Source organism: Oceaniglobus roseus (assembly GCF_002869745.1).
Taxonomy (GTDB): domain Bacteria; phylum Pseudomonadota; class Alphaproteobacteria; order Rhodobacterales; family Rhodobacteraceae; genus Oceaniglobus; species Oceaniglobus roseus.
On record NZ_PNOS01000008.1, the window covers coordinates 45622 to 64759 of the forward strand.

Annotated in this window: 21 protein-coding genes; 10 read left to right on the plus strand and 11 right to left on the minus strand. The window is 70.5% G+C overall.

Annotation, left to right across the window (positions count from 1 at the left end):
* Positions 1–63 precede the first annotated feature (63 nt).
* The 7 genes from A7B20_RS05915 to A7B20_RS05945 form a co-directional block, all read right to left on the minus strand.
* Complete coding sequence (locus A7B20_RS05915) at positions 64–774, minus strand: hypothetical protein (protein WP_102107635.1); 711 nt, start codon at positions 772–774, stop codon at positions 64–66.
* A 32-nt stretch (positions 775–806) separates the two neighbouring features.
* A complete protein-coding gene (locus tag A7B20_RS05920; RefSeq protein ID WP_102107636.1) occupies positions 807–1589 on the minus strand; it encodes a 3-hydroxybutyrate dehydrogenase in 783 nt (260 codons plus the stop codon).
* A gap of 223 nt (positions 1590–1812) precedes the next feature.
* The gene (locus A7B20_RS05925; protein WP_102107637.1) at positions 1813–2937 is read right to left on the minus strand and encodes a DUF3734 domain-containing protein; all 1125 of its coding nucleotides are present in this window, start codon (positions 2935–2937) and stop codon (positions 1813–1815) included.
* 149 nt (positions 2938–3086) lie between these two features.
* Positions 3087–3704, minus strand: a complete 618-nt coding sequence (locus A7B20_RS05930) for an ABC-type transport auxiliary lipoprotein family protein (protein WP_102107638.1) — start codon at positions 3702–3704, stop codon at positions 3087–3089.
* A gap of 5 nt (positions 3705–3709) precedes the next feature.
* Positions 3710–5425, minus strand: coding sequence for an MlaD family protein (locus A7B20_RS05935; protein WP_102107639.1), 1716 nt, complete (start codon positions 5423–5425; stop codon positions 3710–3712).
* 1 nt (position 5426) lies between these two features.
* Complete coding sequence (locus tag A7B20_RS05940; RefSeq protein ID WP_102107640.1) at positions 5427–6242, minus strand: ABC transporter ATP-binding protein; 816 nt, start codon at positions 6240–6242, stop codon at positions 5427–5429.
* Positions 6242–7378 carry an MlaE family lipid ABC transporter permease subunit gene (locus A7B20_RS05945; protein WP_102107641.1) on the minus strand — a complete coding sequence of 379 codons (1137 nt, stop codon included), beginning with the start codon at positions 7376–7378 and terminating at the stop codon, positions 6242–6244. The genes A7B20_RS05940 and A7B20_RS05945 overlap by 1 nt, the downstream gene beginning before the upstream one ends.
* A 248-nt stretch (positions 7379–7626) precedes the next feature.
* On the opposite strand from A7B20_RS05945, the gene A7B20_RS05950 reads away from it, so the two are divergent.
* Entirely contained in the window at positions 7627–8466 is an 840-nt protein-coding gene (locus A7B20_RS05950) for a universal stress protein (protein WP_102107642.1), read from the plus strand.
* Between the two features lie 36 nt (positions 8467–8502).
* Here A7B20_RS05950 and A7B20_RS05955 read toward each other — a convergent pair whose 3' ends face one another.
* The 3 genes from A7B20_RS05955 to A7B20_RS05965 all read right to left on the minus strand — a co-directional run bounded on the left by A7B20_RS05955 (position 8503) and on the right by A7B20_RS05965 (position 10766).
* Positions 8503–8913 carry a c-type cytochrome gene (locus tag A7B20_RS05955; protein ID WP_102107643.1) on the minus strand — a complete coding sequence of 137 codons (411 nt, stop codon included), beginning with the start codon at positions 8911–8913 and terminating at the stop codon, positions 8503–8505.
* A gap of 78 nt (positions 8914–8991) precedes the next feature.
* Positions 8992–9921, minus strand: a complete 930-nt coding sequence (locus tag A7B20_RS05960) for a CehA/McbA family metallohydrolase (protein WP_102107644.1) — start codon at positions 9919–9921, stop codon at positions 8992–8994.
* Between the two features lie 77 nt (positions 9922–9998).
* A complete protein-coding gene (locus tag A7B20_RS05965; RefSeq protein WP_102107645.1) occupies positions 9999–10766 on the minus strand; it encodes an SDR family oxidoreductase in 768 nt (255 codons plus the stop codon).
* A 131-nt stretch (positions 10767–10897) separates the two neighbouring features.
* Between A7B20_RS05965 and A7B20_RS05970 the strand changes: the two genes are divergently transcribed.
* Complete coding sequence (locus A7B20_RS05970) at positions 10898–11191, plus strand: DUF1330 domain-containing protein (protein ID WP_102107646.1); 294 nt, start codon at positions 10898–10900, stop codon at positions 11189–11191.
* A 40-nt stretch (positions 11192–11231) separates the two neighbouring features.
* On the plus strand, positions 11232–12011 hold the full coding sequence (gene rlmJ, locus A7B20_RS05975; RefSeq protein ID WP_102107647.1) for a 23S rRNA (adenine(2030)-N(6))-methyltransferase RlmJ: 780 nt from the start codon (positions 11232–11234) through the stop codon (positions 12009–12011).
* A 15-nt stretch (positions 12012–12026) separates the two neighbouring features.
* Here rlmJ and A7B20_RS05980 read toward each other — a convergent pair whose 3' ends face one another.
* On the minus strand, positions 12027–12863 hold the full coding sequence (locus A7B20_RS05980; RefSeq protein ID WP_102107648.1) for a MipA/OmpV family protein: 837 nt from the start codon (positions 12861–12863) through the stop codon (positions 12027–12029).
* Positions 12864–13022: 159 nt separating this feature from the next.
* Between A7B20_RS05980 and A7B20_RS05985 the strand changes: the two genes are divergently transcribed.
* From A7B20_RS05985 to A7B20_RS06015, 7 genes are all read left to right on the plus strand, one after another.
* Complete coding sequence (locus A7B20_RS05985) at positions 13023–13463, plus strand: tellurite resistance TerB family protein (protein ID WP_102107649.1); 441 nt, start codon at positions 13023–13025, stop codon at positions 13461–13463.
* Positions 13460–14200 carry a phosphate/phosphite/phosphonate ABC transporter substrate-binding protein gene (locus A7B20_RS05990; RefSeq protein WP_102107650.1) on the plus strand — a complete coding sequence of 247 codons (741 nt, stop codon included), beginning with the start codon at positions 13460–13462 and terminating at the stop codon, positions 14198–14200. The genes A7B20_RS05985 and A7B20_RS05990 overlap by 4 nt, the downstream gene beginning before the upstream one ends.
* A gap of 127 nt (positions 14201–14327) precedes the next feature.
* Positions 14328–15104, plus strand: a complete 777-nt coding sequence (locus A7B20_RS05995) for an ABC transporter ATP-binding protein (RefSeq protein ID WP_102107651.1) — start codon at positions 14328–14330, stop codon at positions 15102–15104.
* Positions 15105–15140: 36 nt separating this feature from the next.
* The gene (locus A7B20_RS06000; protein ID WP_102107652.1) at positions 15141–15875 is read left to right on the plus strand and encodes a transporter substrate-binding domain-containing protein; all 735 of its coding nucleotides are present in this window, start codon (positions 15141–15143) and stop codon (positions 15873–15875) included.
* A gap of 179 nt (positions 15876–16054) precedes the next feature.
* Positions 16055–16861 carry an ABC transporter permease gene (locus tag A7B20_RS06005; protein ID WP_245866612.1) on the plus strand — a complete coding sequence of 269 codons (807 nt, stop codon included), beginning with the start codon at positions 16055–16057 and terminating at the stop codon, positions 16859–16861.
* A 112-nt stretch (positions 16862–16973) separates the two neighbouring features.
* Positions 16974–17813, plus strand: coding sequence for an ABC transporter permease (locus A7B20_RS06010; RefSeq protein ID WP_102107654.1), 840 nt, complete (start codon positions 16974–16976; stop codon positions 17811–17813).
* The gene (locus A7B20_RS06015) at positions 17810–19138 is read left to right on the plus strand and encodes a glutamine synthetase family protein (protein WP_102107655.1); all 1329 of its coding nucleotides are present in this window, start codon (positions 17810–17812) and stop codon (positions 19136–19138) included. The genes A7B20_RS06010 and A7B20_RS06015 overlap by 4 nt, the downstream gene beginning before the upstream one ends.

The window sequence follows — 19138 nt, forward strand, 5'->3', positions numbered from 1 at the left end:
TTAGGCAAAGGGGAGGATGGCACCGCGCGCCCTGTGTCGGGGCGCGACGCTCCGGGACGCGGCTCAGTCGGCGAGCAGCTGGCGCACCTGGGCGAAACGGGCCTCGGCCATGCGGATGTCGTGCGCGACGCAGAGCCGGGCCGCCTCGGTCAGCAGCGCATCGACCCTCAGATCGCGGCTGCGGCCCTTCTCGTCCGCCATCGCCAGGAGGGCGTCCCGGCGACGGGTGCAGATCGGCGGGACGGCGACCGTGGCCGAAACCAGGTCCTCGCCCTTTACCGCCGCGCCACCGGGGGCCGAGGCCTGGTCCGGGGCGGGCCCGGCATCCTTTGCAGCGGGCGCAGGCGCTGCCGGATCGGAGGGATCGTTGTCGCGGATCAGCGGCATCCCGAGCGCGGCACCGAGTTCGATCAGGCGGATGCGCAGCGTCGTCGTGTCCGCCGAGCCGCCGTTCAGCGCCTCCGAGGCCCCATCGGCCGCGGCCTCGATCACGCCGAACCCCACCTCGTCCACCGCGCGCAGCCCCGGTGCCGCGGCGTCGAGCCGTTTCGTCAGCTCGGCCATCCGCGCGCGGGCGGCGTCCATGTCGTCGGCCTCCACCCGGTCGCGGACGTCGCGCAGGATCGCCTGCAGGTGCTCCATCGTGCGCACCGTGTCGCTGGCCGAGGTCTCGCCCATGCGCCCCTGCCCCGGCGCGTCCGGCCCCGCGGCAAGGCCGGGCGTGGCCACCAGAAGGGCGACGGCAAGGGCGGAAAGGATCGTGCGATGTGTCATGGTCGTTGCTCCTGCAGGGATCCCGGGACGGCTCAGGTCATCGACCAGCCGTGGGAGACGTTCAGCGACTGGCCGGTCAGCGCGTTCGTCGGGAAGGCGGCGAAGACCCAGGCCACCTCGGCCACGTCCTCGACCGTCGTGAACTCGGTGTCGACGGTCTGGCCCAGCATCACCCTGTTGACCACCTCCTCCTCGGAGATCCCGAGATCCTTCGCCTGCTCGGGGATCTGCTTCTCGACCAGCGGCGTCTTGACGAAGCCCGGGCAGATGACGTTGGCGCGCACGCCCTTCTTGCCGCCCTCCTTCGAGATCACCCGCGCAAGGCCGAGCAGCCCGTGCTTGGCCGTGACATAGGCCGACTTCAGCGCCGAGGCCTCCTTCGAATGGACCGAACCCATGAAGATGATGCTGCCCGCGCCCTTCTCGTACATGTGCGGGATCACCGCCTTCGAGGTCAGGAACGCGCCGTCGAGGTGGATCGACAGGAGCTTCTTCCACTCGTTGTAGGGGAAATCCTCGATCGGGTGGACGATCTGGATGCCGGCGTTCGACACCAGCACGTCGACGCCGCCCCATGCGCCGACCACCTTCTCGACCCCGGCGTTCACCTGGTCCTCGTTCGTGACGTCCATCTCGACCGCCATCGCCTTGCCCGGACCCTTCGCCGTCAGCTCCTCCGCGGCCTTCTCGGCCGCCTCCATCTTCAGGTCGGCGATGGCGACGCGGGCGCCGTCGGCGACATAGCGTTCGGCGATCGCCTTGCCGATGCCGCTGGCCGCGCCGGTGACGATGCAGACCTTGTCCTTGAGGTTCATGGTGCTTCTCCTTTCTGCGGCCGTCAGGCGGCCAGGTGATCGTGAGGATCGAGGTCCGACGCGGCGGGACTCTCCGAAGCCCCCTCCCGCGCGACATCGACCGGGTGACAGCGCATCAGTTCGCAGATGCGCGGCGGACAGTCCACGGCGGGAACGATCCCCGGCACAAGGCCCGGCCCGCCGGGTGGGATGGGATGTGCCCGTGCGATGGCATCCGCGGACGTCATGTCCGTTTCTCCTGTCTGCCGGTCCCGGCGGCGCCCGGATCGAGGATCTGCAGCCCGTCCTGCCCGGTCTTGCGCGCCAACCACTTCGGATGGGCGAGCGTGCGGGCAACGTCCGCGGCGCCTTCGGCCCAGTGGCGGGTCATGCTGTCGCGGGAGAAGTCGTAGTCCTTGGCCCCGCCCTCGAAGCCCTGCTTGCGGTGGATCAGCTCGACCAGCTTAATCGGCGCCTCCGGGCCCGCGGCGGTCAGGCGCTTCAGGTCGGGATCGTCCTGCATCTCCTTCGGCAGCCTGGCGGCAAGGCGCGAGGCGGCCCGGCGCAGGGCGTGAAGCTCGGCATAGCGGTCGGTGGTCAGGCGGGTGCGCGAGGAATACTGGATGTCCTTCTGGCGCTGGCCCACGTCGGTCATCGCGTCCGGCGCCATGCCGCGCGCGGCGAAGAGGTCGACCTGGAAGATCACCACCGGTTCGGCGCCGAGGTTGTCCATCACGTATTGCAGCGGCGTGTTCGACACCAGCCCGCCGTCCCAGTAGAGCCGCCCGTCGATGGCGACCGGCGGAAAGCCCGGCGGCAGCGCGCCGCTGGCCATGACATGCTCGGGGCCGATCGTCCGCTCGCGGCTGTCGAAATAGGCGAAGTTCGCGGTCTCGATGTCGACGGCGCCGACCGAGAGGCGCGGACCCGCGTCGTTCAGGTAGTCGAAATCCACGAGGTCGAGCAGCGTGTCGCGCAGCGGCGCGGTGTCGTAGACCCCGAGCGCCGGGTGCGGCAGGACCGGGGCGAAGGCGAAGGGCAGGTTCGGGCGGAAGAAGCCGGGCACGCCGGTCATCGTAACGCTTGCCGCGGCGACCTCGCCGTAGAGCTTCCTCACGGTGGGCCCGAGCGCGAAGGGTGGCGCGGGCAGGCTGGCGGTGATGCCCTCCCAGAAGTGCCGCAGCGCGGCTTCGCGGCGGGCGGGCGGGTTGCCGCAGATCAGCGCGGCATTGACCGCGCCGATGGAGATGCCCGCGACCCACCCCGGCTCGTGTCCCGCCTCGGCCAGCGCGGCATAGGCGCCGGCCTGGTAGGCGCCAAGCGCCCCGCCGCCCTGAAGGACGAGGATCGTCTGTTCGGGAATCTCCATGGGTGCGGGTCCTTGTGACTGCGGCGCCCTTTCGACGGGGGTCGCTGTTGCATGTCGCCAGCCAAGCGCCGCCCGGGACGTCGGAGTTCCGGGATTACAAACTTGTAATGATCCGAACAGGTTGGCGGCAGCATCCCGGTCGCCGCGCCTCAGACGCGGGCCACGGTCCAGCCCGCGATCTCGGGCAGGAGCCGGTCCATCGCGGCCTGGAAGGCGGCGACGACGGCTTTCGGGCTGTCGTCGGCCGCGGGGGCCGTCGCCTCGAACCTGCGGCCCCCGATCACCCGCTGGTCGCGGTCGCGGATCAGGCTCAGGGCGATGGCCGTGCGCGCCGTCAGCGCACCGTCCGGCGCCACCTCGATCTCGAAGGCGTCGAGCCGCGCCAGCGCGACCACGTCCGGCACCGGCCCGCCCTCGCTGCGCCCGACATAGCCGAGCCGCCCGGTGCCCGCGAGCGTACGCACAAGCAGCGACTGGACCAGCAGCGGCGCCTCGTCGCTCCACTGCGCGGCGGGGAGATAGGCGATGGCGGCGGGATCGGGCCGCACCATGATACGGTCCGAGGTCAGCGCGGCCGAGGCCTCGGGGCGCGCGATCAGCAGCGTCGTGCCGCCACCGCGGCCCGCGGGGCCCGCGGGAGGCGGCGACAGGTCGTAGGTGTCGAGGGGCACGGCGGCCGAGTTCAGCGCCGAGACCGCCGAGCAGCCGGAGAGCGCGGCAAGACCGCCGAGAAGGACCAGTCTGCGGGTCGGGGCGTGGCGCGCCATGGGCATCATCTCCGGTATTCGGGAACGCGGTTGTCGAGCAGGAAGCGGGCGGGATCGCGGCCGAGCTTGCGCACCAGCGAGTCGAGCGTGGAGACGAGGCCCCGCGCCTCGGTGCCGAGGCGGGTCAGCTCGGGCAGGCCGGTGCGGCTGAACTCGCCGATGCCGGGCGCGGCGCCGTCGACCGCGCGCTGCACGTCGCCGACCAGCGCGTCGGTGCGCGCGATCAGGGCGCGCAGGTCGGCGGCGATGGCGGGCACGTCGCGGGCCACGTCCTCGACCGCCGCACCGATCCGGGCCGAGGCGGTGCGCACGTCCTCCAGTACCGGGGCGAGGTCGGTGCGCATCAGCCCGTCGGCGGTGTCGAAGGCGCGCTCGGCCGAGGCCAGCGCGCCCTTCGTGTTTGCAAGCGCCGTGTCGAGCCCGTCGAGACTGCCGCGCGCCCGGGTCAGCAGCTGGTTGGCGGAGGCGAGCGCGGTGCGGGTGTCGGTCGCGATGGGGTCGAACTGCCCGGTCAGGCCGGTGACGTCGGCCGCCACCCGGTCGACCGCCGCGGCCGCGCGGGAGACGGCGCCGCGCACGTCCGCGACGATCCCCGGCAGGTCGTTCCTCACCACCGCGTCGATGCCGCCGATGGCGGATTTCGCGTCGGCCAGCACGTCCCGCGCCTCGGCCACCATCAGCGTGCCGTCGCCGTCCACCAGCGTGTCGAAGGTGTCCGAGGCCTCGGTCACGGCGACGAAGGCGGTGTTGGCGTTCAGCAGCGTGTTCTCCAGCTCGGCGAGGCGCGTGTTCAGCAGCCCCGCCGTCTGCCCGAACCCGTCGAGCACGCCGCCCGTCTTCGCCTGCAGATCGGCGATGGCGCTGCGGGTGTCGGTCACGGTCTGCGCCACCTCGTCGAGGATGCCGGGCACGCGGGTCGCGAGCAGGGACTCGGCCTCGGCGAAGGTGCCCTCGATCCGCGCGACCGCGCCGGCGGACGAGGTCAGCGTCGTGCTGGCCGCGTCGAACGCCCGCTGCGCCGAGGCGAGCGTGCCGTTCGCCCCCTGCAGCGTCGTCTCGACCGCCGCGCCGATGCTGTCGAGCCGGTCGGTGAAGCGGGTGATCTGCTGGGTGGCGGTGCCGACCGTGTCGGTGATCCGCGTGAAATCGGCCAGCGCCTGGTCCAGCCGCTCGGACGAGGCGGCGAGGTTTCTGAGGATGTTGCTGACATAGGCCTGGTTCTCGGTCCCGGTCAGCAGCTGGAGCTGGCGCAGGAGCTTCGCCGTCTCGGCCAGGAGGTCGGGCGCATCCTCGACCAGCACCTGCACGGTCGAGCGGCGGGAAGGGATGATCGGCAGCTCTCCGTCGATCCCCTCCAGCAGCGGCGCTTCCGGTGTGCCGCCCGAGAGCGAGATGTAGGCGACGCCGGTCACGCCCTGGGACTGGAGCTGCGCGACGGTGTCGGCGCGCACCGGCACCGTGGCGTCGACCTCGATCGTGGTGAAGACCTTCGAGGGATCCTTCTCGTAGATCCTGAGCCCGATCACCTGCCCGACGGGGATCCCGTTGAACAGCACGGCGCCCGAAGGATCGAGGCCCGAGACGTCGTCGAAGAGGATGCCGTAGGTGGCATACTGCCGGTCGATCTGCACGCTGGCGAGCCACACGAAGAAGGCGAGCGCCCCGGCGAGCGCGGCGAGGGTGAAGGCGCCGATCAGGATGAAGTTGGCCCGCGTCTCCATCTCAGTGCACTCCCCCGGCGTCCAGCGCCGCCCGGGCGCGGGGACCGTGGAAGTATTCGCGCACCCAGGGGTGATCCACCTCCATCATCTCGGCCATGGTGCCCACGGCCAGCACCCGCTTCTCGGCCAGCACCGCGATCCGGTCGCAGATGGCGTGCAGGCTGTCGAGGTCGTGGGTGACAAGGAACACGGTCAGCCCGAGCGCCGCCTGAAGCTGGCGGATCAGCGTGTCGAAGGCGGCGGCGCCGATGGGATCGAGGCCGGCGGTGGGTTCGTCCAGAAACACGATCTCGGGGTCGAGCGCGATGGAGCGCGCGAAGCCCGCGCGCTTGCGCATGCCCCCCGACAGCTCGGCCGGGAACTTGTCCATGGCGACCTCGGGCAGGCCGACCATGCGCACCTTGATCGCCGCCAGCGTCTCGCGCAGGGGGGTGTCGAGGTGCAGCTGCTCCTTCATCGGCGCCTCGACGTTCTGGCGCACGGTCAGCGACGAGAACAGAGCGCCGTCCTGGAACATCACCCCCCAGCGGCGGCGCAGGCGCCGGTAGTCGGCGTCGGAGGTGTCGCGCACGCTCTGGCCCAGGACCTCGATCCCCCCCTCGGCGGGCTTCAGCAGTCCGACGATGGCGCGCAGCAGCACCGACTTGCCGGTGCCCGAGCCGCCGACGACGCCGATGATCTCGCCCCGCCTGACGTCGAGGTCCAGCCCGTCGTGCACGGTGTGGCTGCCGAACCGGGTGACGAGTCCGCGCACGCGGATCGCCGGTGCCTCTCCCGCCCGGGTGTCGCGCGGCGTTTCGGCGGCGGCGGTGTCCATCACACCCCCACCACCGCGAAGAAGATCGAGAACAACGCATCCATCACGATCACCATGAAGATCGAAAGCACCACCGAGGTCGAAGTCAGCCGCCCGAGGGAGTCCGTGTCGCCGCCGACGCTCAGGCCCTCATAGCAGCCGATGATGGCGATGATCAGGGCGAAGAACGGCGCCTTTATCATCCCGACGCCGAAATGCCACACGTCGGTGTTGGTCACGAGACGGCTCTGGAACACGGCCGGAGAGACGCCGAGCTCGATCCAGGACATCAGCGCGCCGCCGATCAGCCCCGAGACGTCGGCGATGAAGCCGAGCACGGGCAGCATCACGATCAGCGCCAGCACCCGCGGCACCACCAGGATCTCGATCGGGTCGAGCCCGAGGGTCTTCAGCGCGTCCACCTCCTCGCGCATCTTCATCGCCCCGATGGCGGCGGTGAAGGCCGAGCCGGACCGGCCCGCGACGATGATCGCGGTCAAGAGGATCCCGAGCTCGCGCAGCACCGAGATGGCGATCAGGTCGACGACGAAGACCTCGGCCCCGAACTGGCGCAGCTGCGTGGCGCCCTGGAACGCCAGCACCACGCCGATCAGGAAGGCCATGAGCGCGACGATGGGCACCGCGGCCAGCCCCGCCTCCTGGCAGTGATGTACCATCGCGGTCAGGCGCAGGCGGCGCGGGCGCACAGGGAGCATGGCGATGGCGGCGACCACCTGGCCCAGGAACGACACGAGGCTCAGCGCCTTGCGCCCCGCCCGGTCGCTCTTGCGCCCGAACGCCTCGAGCCGGTCGAGCAGCGGCGTGGCGCGGCCCTTCGCCGCGGCGGGCGGGGCGAGGTTGCGGCGGACGGTTTCGATCAGCTGCGCGGTGCCCGGCGCGGCGCCGGTGATCGCCACGCCCTCCCCGGCCCTTTGCTGCAGCGCAACGAGAAACCAGGCGCCCGCGGTGTCGACCCGCTCCAGCCCGGCGACGTCGATGCCGCGGCACCCCTCGGCCATGCGCAGGCTCCGGGGCCGGTCAAGTCCTTCGAGCGCCGCGATATCCAGCCTTCCCGACAGCGCCAGCCGCGGGCCTTCGAGGATGAAGCGGACCGGCTGGGCCGGCGGGGCGGAAGGCTGGTGCACCGTCTTTCGCATCTGCAGAGACCAGGGGTGTTCGCACTGTCCTGCACTTTCCCTGCCGCTTCAAGGGGGCCGCCCAGGCCGCGCCGGCCCTTGATCGAGATCAAGGCCGCGCCGCGCGCCGCCCCCTAGGGTCGAACCGATCCCGAAGGACCCCGGAACCCCCGGAAGGAGGCGCGCGACACAGCCGGATTTCCCTGCCCCCGACGCCCCGCGGTCCCGTCCGCGCCCCCCCCGCCTTCGCCTCTTCACAGGAGACCACCATGACCATCAAGACCCTTCTCGCCGTCCTCACCGACAAGGACACCGCCGCCGCGGTGATGCAGGCTGCGGCGCTTCTCGCGCGGCGCCACGATGCCCACCTGATCGTCGCGCATCCGCTGGAGGCGCTCGACATCTATCCCGGCGTCGCGGTGCACATCCCGGAATCCGTCTACGAGTCCTTCCGCCGCTCGCAGGCCGAGCAGTCGACGGCGCTGAAGGAGATCTTCACCCGCCACACCCATGCCGAGGACTTCGTGTCGGAATGGCGGCTGCTCTCGACCGAGGCGCAGACCGCCGCCGACCGGATCGCCGAATGCGCCCGTTCGGCCGACGCGGTGGTGATGCCCGCCGTCGCGCCGGGCCGCAACGCCGCCTTCCATGGCCAGATGCTCGACACCGTGATCCGCACCGCCGGGCGGCCAGTGATCGTGGTGCCCGCGGATTTCAAGGGCGACAGCCTGGGCCGTTCGGTGCTGATCGGCTGGAACGGCACCCGCGAGGCGGTGCGCGCCGCCCACGACACGCTGGCGCTGATGCAGGAGGGCGACAAGGCCCACATCCTGCGGATCAACGACCGCAGCCACGCGATGGAGCACGACGCGACCACCGCCGACCTCGCCGCCGCCTTCGCCCGCCACGGGATCGAGACGACCCTGGCCGAGGTGGCCTGGGAGACGGGCGGCGTCGCCGAGATGCTGAACCGGTCGGCGCTGGAAAAGGGCGCGGACATGATCGCGGTCGGCGCCTTCGGCCATTCGCTGGTCTACGACTTCATCGTCGGCGCCGCGACCCGCGACCTGTTGCGCCACCTCGAACTTCCGGTCCTGTTCTCGCGCTGAGCGAACCGGGAGCGGTCCGGGACCGTTCCGAACCGCTCAAGGCCGCTGGATCGACCGGAGATGACGGGCGATCAGCAGGATGCGGCCCTGCGCGTCGATCAGCGCCGCGTCGCTGCCGGGACCGTCCGGCGCGGCGCGGCCCAGCATCGGGCCGAAGAAGGGCATCGGGCCGACATGGCCCCGCCGCTTCGCCCGCCCGTCGATCACGTCAAGCACGCGGCCCATCGGGAAGGCGCCGCCGTTGCCGCGCGACAGCGCGGTGAGGTCGGGCACGGGGATGCTGAGGAAGGCCACCATCTCGCCGTCGCCCTCGCCGCCTGCGCCGTGGCAGACGGCGCAGTGCTGGGCATAGAGCGCCGCGGCGAGCGTGCGCTCGTCCGCCGCCGCGCCTGCCGCGGCCAGCCCGAGGAGAGCCGCCGCCGCCACGCCGCCGATCCGGTATCCCATCGCCTGCCCTCCCCCCGAGTCCACCGTTGCGCCCCCAGTCTCCGCCGCCGGGCGCGCGCGATCAAGCGGCCGCGTCGCTCAGGCGGGGTCGCGGAACACCGGGTTGCTCCAGGCCCGCCGCCCCGCGCGGTCGATCACCGACACCCGCATCCAGGGACTGTTGCCGAGCCGGGCCAGCGGTACCTCGGCCTCGGTCATGCTCTCTCCGTGCCGCGCCACCGCGGCCGAGCCCGCACCAAGCGCGATCACCGTCGCCGCGGCCGAGCAGGAGACGCGCACGCTCTCGCCGCTCCACCGCACGTCGTGAATCAGCGGCCCGGTCGAGGAGTAGAAGCGACCGGCCTTCAGCGCGGCCAGCAGCGCCTCGGGCGTGTTCTCTTCCGCGCGCACCATGACCCAGCCGCCGAAATGGTCGGGCTCGGTGAAATGCGCGTCGTCCGTGGCGCAGAGCGTCAGCCGCCGCCCCTCGGTCAGAAGCTGGTCGAGCGTCCAGAACCCGTGCGGCCGGTCCGCCCCGACGGCGCAGCCGTGGTTGTAGACCTCGACGGCATGGGCGGCCGAAAGGCTGCGGGCGTCCTCCAGCGTCAGGCCCGACCATTCGGGATGCGCGATGGCGACGAAGGCGCCCGCGTCGCGCGCCCGCCGCGCCAGTGCCGCGCCGCTCTCCTGCCCCTCGACGGGCACGAAGCCCGGCGCCTCGGGCGGGGTGAAGTCCTGCGGCAGGCCGACGGCGAGGATGTGCCACAGCTCGCCGTTCGCCATGGCACCGGAATGCAGTTCGGCGCCAAGGAGCGTGGTGAAGCCCTCGGTGCGGAAACGCCGGGTGTCGGTCACCGGATAGCCGTAGAGGCCGATGAAGTGGTCGGTCAGGGCGATGAAGTCGTAGCCTTCCGCGCGGTAACGGCGGCAGACCTCTTCGGGCGGCAGCACGCCGTCGGAGCGGTCGGAGTGGGTGTGGAGGTTGCCGCGCCAGAAGCGGCCCTTGGCGGAGAAGGCGGGGTCGATCATGTGGTCTCTCGTCCGTGCGATGGTCCGCGGTCGCTAGCGCGGGAAGACGACAGCGGTGTGACGGTTCCCGGCGCGCCTCAGGCCAGCATCTGCGTGTCGCCGCAGACCGAGATCGCCTGCCCCGAGATCGTGCGTCCCCGTTCGGAGGCCAGGAACAGGATCTGGTCGGCGATCTGGCGCGGCGTGACGTAGTCCTTGATCGAGGTATAGGAAAAGGCCTGCGCCTCGGTCTCGGCAAAGCTCTGGCCGCGCGCCTGGGCCTTGGCCTCCAGCACCCGCCGCTGCCGGTCCCCCGCGACGAGGCCGGGCAGGATCGCGTTGACCCGAACCCCCGCGCCGCCAAGCTCGATCGCGAGCGACCTGGTGAACCCGATCACCCCCCACTTCGCCGCCGCGTAGGGAGAGCGCAGCGCGAAGCCGACCCGTCCCGCCAGCGAGGAGACGTTGACGAGCGAGCCGTTGGCGCTGGCCTTCAGCGCCGGAACGGCAAGGCGCGCCATGTTGAACTGGCCGGTGAGGCAGACCTGCAGGCAGGTGTCCCAGGCCTCGGGCGGGATCTCCTCGACCGGGCCGGTGGGCCCGGCGATGCCCGCGTTGTTCACCAGCGTGTCGAGCCCCCCGAGCCGGTCGAGCGCCTGTTCCATGAATGTGCCCACCGCCGCGCGGTCGGCGACGTCGCAGGCCAGCCCCTCGATCCCTCCGGGCAGCGCGGCCAGCGCACCGGCGTCGACGTCGCAGACGACCACCCGCGCGCCCTCCTCCGCGAAGGCCTCGGCGATGGCGAGGCCGATGCCCCCCGCCCCCGCGGTCACGATGACGCGGTGCCCCGCCAGTCCCAGCTCCATCCGGTGTCCTCCCTTGCCACAGGATGGGTGATATCACCCATCCTGCGCCCGCAGAAGCCCGCGCGCCCTTGCCCCCCGCCGCGCCGCCGGTAAGCTGCGGCGGCAACCGAAATCTCCGCAGGACCACCGCCATGCCCAAAGGCTACTGGATCGCCAACAACATCGTCCACGACCCCGAGACCTACGAGAGATACAAGGCGGCCAACGGCCCGGTCTTCGCCCGCTACAACGCACGCTTCGTCGTGCGCGGCGGGCAGCAGAAGGGCGTCGAGGGCGAGGTCTTCCCGCGCACCGTCGTGATCGAGTTCCCGAGCTATGCCGAGGCGCTGGCCTGCTACGAGGATCCCGAATATGCCGCCGCCAAGGCGATCCGCGACCCCGTCTCGGAAGGCCGTCTGCTGATCGTCGAGGGCTACGAGGGCTGAAGCCCTTCCGCAGACCGGCAAAACCGGCTAGCAGCGCGCCATGCTCTCCTATCAGCACGGCTATCACGCCGGGAACCTCGCCGATGTCCACAAGCACGCGCTGCTCGCCGCGGTGCTGTCCTACCTGACGCGGAAGGACAAGCCGCTGAGCTACTTCGAAAGCCACGCGGGCCGCGGGCTCTACGATCTCGCGGCGCCCGAGGCGATCAAGACCGGCGAGGCGGCGGCGGGGATCGCCCGGGCCGGGGCGCTGCTGCCCGCCGATCACCCCTACCGCGCCTGCCTCGCCGCCCTGCGCGCCCGCCACGGCGCCACCGCCTATCCCGGCTCGCCGCTGATCGCCGCCCACCTGCTGCGCCCCACCGACACGATCCACCTTGCCGAGCTGCACCCCGCCGAGCACCGGGCGCTCTCCGACGTCATGGCGGGCACGGGTGCCCACGTCGTGAGGGAGGACGGGCTGGCCTTCGCGGTGTCCCGCCTGCCGCCGATGCCGCGGCGGGGGATGCTGCTGATCGACCCGAGCTTCGAGGTGAAGGACGACTACATGTCCCTCGCCCGCCTCCTGCCGCAGTTGCACGCGAAGTGGAACGTGGGGATCCTGATGCTCTGGTATCCGATCCTGGCAGACGGACGCCACCGCCCCATGCTCTCGGCCCTGCGCCGCGCCCTGCCCGGGACGCTGGTCCACGAGGTGGGCTTCGCGCCGATGCGCCCGGGCCACGGCATGACCGGCAGCGGCGTGGTGCTGGTCAACCCGCCCTTCGGAATCGAAAAAGAGACCGCCCTGCTGGACGGTCTCTTCGAAAAACTCCGGTAAGGCCGGCAGCCCGGCTCAGAAGTCCAGCGTGATCCGCCGGGTCAGGCCGATGCGCACGCCGTACTGGTCCTTCGTGCCCTGCTGCACGATCGGGCTGTCGGCGGCGTCGCCGGTGAAACGATCGTAGGTCACGGCGCCCTCGACGCCCCAGTTCTCGTTGATGCGGTACTTGGCGCCGAGTTCGACGCCGGCGCTGACCACGCCGCCGCTCGCGTCATAGGCCGCGAGCGCGCCGCCGCTGGCCGCCGATTCGGCCGGCGAGACGCCGAAGTAGGTCGAGGCGTACTTGTTCGAGCCCAGCGTCAGGCGCGGCCCGATCGAGAGCGTCAGCTTGTCGGTCGGATGCGCCTTCACGTCCGCGCCCAGCTCGCCGACCCAGGCGTGGTGGCCGATCACGCCGTAGCGGGCATCGGCGTAGGCGTCGAAGTAACGCGACTGGTAGCCGATCCCGAGACCCAGCTCGACGCTGGCATCGACGGTGTTCAGGCCGGTCAGCTCGGGATAGTCCGCCGCGTTCCGCTCGCCCACGTAGCCGAAGGCGCCGCGCAGGCCGAAGCCGGAGGGTTCGTAGAACGGATCGGGCGAGCCGAAGGTGCGCCCGCCGGGCAGCCGCAGGAAACCGAAGCCGAGCGAGAAGTCGGGCCCGACCGCGTAGTCGTCGGAGCCGAAGTATTCCGGGTTCACCGCCACGCCGCCGCGGACCGAGAAGATCAGGTCGGGGCTGGAGGCCGGGGGCGCGTACTGCGTCGCCGGGACGGCGCCCGCGGTGGCGGTCGGCCCCCCGGCCAGCGCCAGAGCGGGGCAGGCGACGGTGGCGGCAAGGATCGCAAGGGTGCGGGTGGCTCGGATCATGGCAGCATGATTCCCTGTGGCAGAGGAGAACTTGACGCACAACATAGAGTATTTGGCGGCACACTACAGGGGCAAGGCGGCAATCCTCCCGGTCGTGACATTTTCGCATGACTCCGCCGCCCCTTTCCCGCTGCCCTCCCCCGGCTTATATCGCAGGGCATGTTCGCAGATTTCCTCAGCCGCCTGACGGCCCCGCGCCCCGATCCCCTGCCCGATGCCGACGCCCGCCTCGCCCTTGCCGCGCTGCTGGTGAGGATCGCCAGGACCGACGGCGACTATTCCGCCGCGGAGGTCGACCGCATCGACCGCGTGCTCTCGCGCCGCTACGCGCTTTCGCCGTTCGAGGCCGCGGCCCTGCGCCGCGACGCCGAGGGGCTGGAGGCCGAGGCGCCGGACACGGTGCGCTTCACCCGCGCGATCAAGGAGGCGGTGCCGCTGGATCATCGCACGGAAATCATTGAATCGCTTTGGGAAATCGTGCTGGCCGACGGCAGCCGCGACGCCGAGGAGGATGCGCTGATGCGCCTTGTCGCACCGATGCTGGGTCTCAACGACCGCGACAGCAACCTGGCGCGGCAGCGGGTGGAAGCGCGTCGGTGATCGCCAGCCTGCCCATGTACGACCGCCCCGAGACGGCAGCGGCCCACGACGCGCTCTGGGCCGGGATCCGCGAGGGGCTGCGTGCGCGGGGCGGGCAGGCGCCGGACGGGCTGACCCGCTCGGACGACCTCTGGGCGGTGTGGGAGGATCCGGGCCTGGTGCTGGGCCAGACCTGCGGCCTGCCCTTCCGCAGCCGTCTTCACGATCGCGTCACCCTGGTCGGCGCGCCCGACCTGCGCCTGCCCGATGCCGCGCCCGGGCACTACTACAGCGTGTTCGTGATCCGCCGCGGCGACTCCGGCGATCTCGCCGACTATGCCGCGCGCCGCTTCGCCTTCAACCAGGGCCACTCCCATTCCGGCTGGGCCGCGCCGCAGACCGTCGCCGCACGTCAGGGCTTCCGCTTCACGCAGGGGGTCGAGACCGGGGCCCATGCGCAGTCGGCCCGCGCGGTGGCCGAGGGGCGCGCCGACATCGCCGCCATCGACGCCCACACATGGCGCGCGCTGACCGCCTTCGACGGCGACATGGTGCAGCGGCTCGAGGTCATCGGGCGCACCGACACCACCCCCGCCCCGCCCTACATCGCCGCCCGTGGCGCCGATGCCGACCTTCTGGCCGAGGTGCTGGAGCGCGCCTTCGACGGCCTCGCCGCGGCCCATGCCGACAGGCTCGGGATCGGGGGCGTGGTGCGGGTGCCGAAGGCCGCCTACATGGCCGTCCCCACACCGCCCTGAAGGCGGGCAGGCGCGCGGCGAAAGGCGGTTTCGCAGGCATTTCCCCACGTCATTTGACGAATAGGAATTGCAATGCCCGGGGTTCTCCGCCCTAAATGCGGGCAAATGCAGCAAAACAGATCACCGCGTGCCTGACACCGCCCCGCCCGTCATCGAGATCCGCGACCTGCACAAGAGCTATGGACCGCTCGAGGTGCTGAAGGGCATCGACCTGACCGCGCCCAAGGGCCATGTCGTGTCTCTCATCGGCTCCTCGGGGTCGGGGAAGTCCACGCTGCTGCGCTGCGCCAACCTGCTGGAGGACAGCCAGCAGGGCGAGATCCTGTTCGAGGCCGAGCCGATCCGCTGGAAGGGCACCGGGGCGAACCGGCATCCGGCGGACCGCAGGCAGGTCACGCGCATCCGCACCAACCTGTCGATGGTGTTCCAGCAGTTCAACCTCTGGGCCCACATGACGATCCTGCAGAACGTGATGGAGGCGCCGGTGACGGTGCTGAAGCGCGACCCGAAGGAGGTCGAGGAGAAGGCGCGCGGCTATCTCGACAAGGTCGGCATCGGCGACAAGTGCGACGCCTACCCGGCGCAGCTTTCGGGCGGCCAGCAGCAGCGCGCCGCCATCGCCCGGGCGCTCTGCATGGAGCCGAGGGCGCTGCTCTTCGACGAACCCACCTCCGCCCTCGACCCCGAGCTCGAACAGGAGGTGGTGCGCGTCATCAAGGCGCTCGCCGACGAGGGGCGCACGATGCTGCTCGTCACCCACGACATGAACATGGCCCGCGACTGCTCGGACCATGTCGTGTTCCTGCACCAGGGCCGGATCGAGGAACAGGGCGCGCCCGCCGACCTGTTCGGCGCGCCGAAGACCCAGCGGCTGCAGCAGTTCCTCAACGCGACCGGCGCCTGACGCCGCCGCCAATAAACCACCCAAAGGGAGACCAAGATGAACAGACTGATCCTCACCGCCGCGGCCCTCGGCCTCAGCGCGGCCATGACGATGGGCGCCTCCGCCCAGCAGACCGTGCGCATGGGCACCGAGGGCGCCTATCCTCCGTACAACTTCATCAACGACAAGGGCGAGGTGGACGGCTACGAGCGCGAGCTTGGCGACATGCTGTGCGAGATGGTCGGCGTGACCTGCGAATGGGTGACGAACGACTGGGATTCGATCATCCCGAACCTCGTCTCGTCCAACTACGACACGATCATGGCCGGCATGAGCATCACGCCCGAGCGCTCCGAGGTCATCGCCTTCACCCAGAACTACATCCCGCCCGCCGCCTCGGCGTATGTCGCGCTGTCGGACGGCGTCGACGTGACCAGCGGCGTCATCGCCGCCCAGACCTCGACCATCCAGGCCGGCCACGTCGCCGACAGCGGCGCGACGCTGCTGGAGTTCGCGACCCCGGACGAAACCGTGGCCGCGGTGAAGAACGGCGAGGCCGACGCAGTCTTCGCCGACAAGGACTACCTCGTGCCGATCGTCGAGCAGTCGGGCGGCCAGCTCGTCTTCGTGGGCGAGGACGTGCCGCTTGGCGGCGGGGTCGGCATGGGCCTGCGCCAGAGCGACACCGAGCTCCGGGACAAGTTCGACGCCGCCATCGGCAAGCTGAAGGAAGAGGGCAAGCTGAACGAGATGATCAAGAAGTGGTTCGGCGAGAACGCCACCGTATACTGATCGCGAACCTGCGGGGGCGGAGGACCGCCGCCCCTGCTTCTTCCTTGTAAAGATACCCGAATCCCCGGCGCCCGCCGCCGGAGCTGCCCGAAGGACGACGCGCCATCCTTTCCTGCACCGATCCGAAGACGCTGGAAGGTCTCCACTGGCTGGCCTGCTACCTGCTGACGGGCAAGCACATGGCCTTCTACGGCTCCTTCGGCACGGTGCTGCTGCTGCTTGCCGTCACCGCGCCGGTGGCGCTGGCCTTCGGCTTCCTCGGGGCCATGGCCGCGCGCTCGCACTTCCTGCCGCTGCGGTGGTTCGGCAAGGGCTACACCGCGATCGTGCGCGGCGTGCCCGACATCGCCTTCTTCCTGTTCTTCGTCATCGCCCTCGACCAGGGGATCGAGTACCTGCGCCTGCTCTACAAGTGCCCGGGCTGGGACCAGCCGGTGCGCCAGGGCAACGACTTCGTCGTCTGCGCCGCGGCGAAGATGCCGCTCTCCTCGGCGCCCCAGTGGGTGCACGAGGTCTACGGGTTCGCGCTGGCCGTCTTCACCTTCGCCATCGTCTTCGGCGCCTTCGCGGCCAACGTGCTTTACGGCGCGATGCGCGCCGTGCCCCGCGCCCAGCTGGAAACGGCCGAGGCCTACGGCATGACGAACCGCCAGAGCTTCTGGCGCATCCTCGTGCCGCAGATGTGGGTCTATGCGCTGCCGGGGCTGTCGAACCTCTGGATGATCCTGATCAAGGCGACGCCGCTGCTGTTCCTGCTCGGGGTCGAGGACATCGTCTACTGGGCGCGCGAACTGGGCGGCGCCAAGACGCAGATCTACGAATACCCCCACGGCGACTGGCGCCTCTACTACTTCCTCGCGCTGCTGGTCTTCTACCTCGGCCTCACGCGGATCTCGGAAATCGTGCTGGCCCGGCTCTCCGCCCGCCTGTCCCACGGGCAGGCCACGGCGGCGGGCGAGGCGCAGCGGAAGGCGGCGGCGGCATGAGACCCGTCAACATCCCGCACCTGGCGACCTCACTTTCCGCGACATCGTTCCGCCGCGATGTCACGCCCGGCGGCAAAGCCGGGCAGTCCCCCACGGACGGAGGCGCCCGGCCATGAGCTGCCTCGACACCATCCATGCCTACGCCTTCCGCTCCCTCGGCTATGGCGAGCGGCTGCTGCCCCGGACCGACTTCACGCTCTGCGAGCAGTTTACGCTGATCGGCTCGGGGCTGATCTGGAACCTTTACTTCGGCATCCTGGCCCTCGCCTTCGGCTTCTTCCTCGCCACCGCCGTCGGCCTTGCCAAGGCCAGCCCCTCGGCATGGCTCCGGAAACCCGCCGAGTGGTTCGTCTTCGTCTTCCGGGGCTCGCCGCTCTTCATCCAGTTCTTCCTGGCCTACGAGTCCTTCGTGCTGCTGCCGAAGCTCGGCTACGACCTGAACCTCGGCTTCACCCAGATCACGCTCGGCACCAGCTGGCTGACCAAGGCCTGGGCGGGGGCGCTGATCGTGCTGTTCCTGAACACCGCCGCCTACACGGGCGAAATCTTCTACGGCGCGCTGCGCTCGATCCCGAAGGGCGACCTCGAGGCGGCGGACGCCTACGGCTTCACCGGCTGGAACCGGTTCCGCAAGATCACCTGGCCGACCATGCTGCGCCTGGCTTGGCCCGCCTACACGAACGAGGCGATCTTCCTCTTCCACGCCACCACGCTCGTCTATTTCTCGGGCTTTCCGGCCTGGCAGCAGCGGGGCGACGCGCTCTATTACGCCAGCTACTTCGCCGACAAGACCTTCAACCCCTTCATCCCCTACCCGATCCTCGCGGGCTATTTCATCCTGCTGACGCTCTGCGTCATCACGGTGTTCGGCCTTGTGAACCGGCGCCTGAACCGGCATCTGCCTTCGGACCGGCGGGGCAAGCTCCGCATCCGACCCCAGGTGATCCGATGAACCTCGAAGACCATCCCGAAATCCGCACGATCCGCGTCGCCGCGGCCGACCTGAACGGCCAGGCGCGCGGCAAGCGCATGCCGGCGCACCTCGCGGGCAAGGTGATGGAGGACGGCACCCGCTTTCCGCTGTCGGTCATGTTCCTCGACATCTGGGGCGAGGACATCGACGACAGCCCGCTGGTCCACCAGGCGGGCGACCCCGACGGTGTGCTGTTCCCGACCGAGCGCGGGCTGCTGCCGATGCCCTGGCTCGACGCCCCCACGGCGCTGCTGCCGCTCTGGATGTTCTACGAGGACGGCCGCCCGTTCGAGGGCGATCCCCGCCACGCCCTCGCCTCCGTCCAGCGCCGCTTCAAGGAGATGGGGCTGACCCCCGTGGTCGCGACCGAGCTGGAGTTCTACCTGATCGACGATTCCGGCAAGGACCTGCGCGTGCCGCTCTCCCCCCGCTCGGGCAAGCGGCGCACGGGGGCCGAGATCCTGAGCCTGCGCGCCCTCGACGCCTGGGACAACTTCTTCACCGATCTCTACCGCGCCTGCGAGGCGATGGACATCCCGGCCGAGACGATCATCTCCGAGGCGGGCCGCGGCCAGTTCGAGGTGAACCTGACCCATGTCGCCGACCCGCTGAAGGCCGCCGACGATGCCTTCCTGTTCAAGCTGCTGGTGCGCGGCATGGCCCGGAAGCACGGCTTCGCGGCGTCATTCATGGCGAAACCTTACGAGGAGCATGCGGGCAACGGGATGCATGTCCACTTCTCGATCGTCAACGCGCGGGGCGAGAACATCTTCGACAACGGCGGCCCCGAAGGCACCGAGGCGCTGCAGCATGCCATCGCGGGCTGCATCGCGGCGATGCCGGGCTCGACCCTGCTCTTCGCGCCCCACGGCAACAGCTACGACCGGTTCGTGCCCGGCGCCCATGCGCCCACCGCGATCGCCTGGGGCTACGAGAACCGCACGGCGGCGATCCGCGTGCCCGGCGGCAACCACAAGGCGCGGCGGATCGAGCATCGCGTGGCGGGCGGCGACGTGAACCCCTACCTGATGATCGCCTGCATCCTCGGTGCCGCGCTGAACGGGCTGGAGGACAGGCAGCTGCCGCCGCCGCCGATCACCGGCAACGCCTATGCGCTGGACCTGCCGCAGATGCCGACCACCTGGGAGACCGCCATCGACGCCTTCGAGAAGGATCCCCTCGTCGCCCGCATCCTGCCGCCCGAGATGATCTCGAACTTCGTGATGACGAAGCGGCAGGAGCTGTTCTATCTCGCCGAGCTGACCGAGACCGAGAAGGTCGAACTCTACCTCGACACGGTCTGA

Coding starts and splice junctions, on each gene's coding strand:
- A7B20_RS05915 (WP_102107635.1), bottom strand. CDS start 774: ATGACACATCGCACGATCCTTTCCGCCCTTGCCGTCGCCCTTCTGGTG.
- A7B20_RS05920 (WP_102107636.1), bottom strand. CDS start 1,589: ATGAACCTCAAGGACAAGGTCTGCATCGTCACCGGCGCGGCCAGCGGC.
- A7B20_RS05925 (WP_102107637.1), bottom strand. CDS start 2,937: ATGGAGATTCCCGAACAGACGATCCTCGTCCTTCAGGGCGGCGGGGCG.
- A7B20_RS05930 (WP_102107638.1), bottom strand. CDS start 3,704: ATGGCGCGCCACGCCCCGACCCGCAGACTGGTCCTTCTCGGCGGTCTT.
- A7B20_RS05935 (WP_102107639.1), bottom strand. CDS start 5,425: ATGGAGACGCGGGCCAACTTCATCCTGATCGGCGCCTTCACCCTCGCC.
- A7B20_RS05940 (WP_102107640.1), bottom strand. CDS start 6,242: ATGGACACCGCCGCCGCCGAAACGCCGCGCGACACCCGGGCGGGAGAG.
- A7B20_RS05945 (WP_102107641.1), bottom strand. CDS start 7,378: ATGCGAAAGACGGTGCACCAGCCTTCCGCCCCGCCGGCCCAGCCGGTC.
- A7B20_RS05950 (WP_102107642.1), top strand. CDS start 7,627: ATGACCATCAAGACCCTTCTCGCCGTCCTCACCGACAAGGACACCGCC.
- A7B20_RS05955 (WP_102107643.1), bottom strand. CDS start 8,913: ATGGGATACCGGATCGGCGGCGTGGCGGCGGCGGCTCTCCTCGGGCTG.
- A7B20_RS05960 (WP_102107644.1), bottom strand. CDS start 9,921: ATGATCGACCCCGCCTTCTCCGCCAAGGGCCGCTTCTGGCGCGGCAAC.
- A7B20_RS05965 (WP_102107645.1), bottom strand. CDS start 10,766: ATGGAGCTGGGACTGGCGGGGCACCGCGTCATCGTGACCGCGGGGGCG.
- A7B20_RS05970 (WP_102107646.1), top strand. CDS start 10,898: ATGCCCAAAGGCTACTGGATCGCCAACAACATCGTCCACGACCCCGAG.
- rlmJ (WP_102107647.1), top strand. CDS start 11,232: ATGCTCTCCTATCAGCACGGCTATCACGCCGGGAACCTCGCCGATGTC.
- A7B20_RS05980 (WP_102107648.1), bottom strand. CDS start 12,863: ATGATCCGAGCCACCCGCACCCTTGCGATCCTTGCCGCCACCGTCGCC.
- A7B20_RS05985 (WP_102107649.1), top strand. CDS start 13,023: ATGTTCGCAGATTTCCTCAGCCGCCTGACGGCCCCGCGCCCCGATCCC.
- A7B20_RS06000 (WP_102107652.1), top strand. CDS start 15,141: ATGAACAGACTGATCCTCACCGCCGCGGCCCTCGGCCTCAGCGCGGCC.
- A7B20_RS06005 (WP_245866612.1), top strand. CDS start 16,055: ATGGCCTTCTACGGCTCCTTCGGCACGGTGCTGCTGCTGCTTGCCGTC.
- A7B20_RS06010 (WP_102107654.1), top strand. CDS start 16,974: ATGAGCTGCCTCGACACCATCCATGCCTACGCCTTCCGCTCCCTCGGC.
- A7B20_RS06015 (WP_102107655.1), top strand. CDS start 17,810: ATGAACCTCGAAGACCATCCCGAAATCCGCACGATCCGCGTCGCCGCG.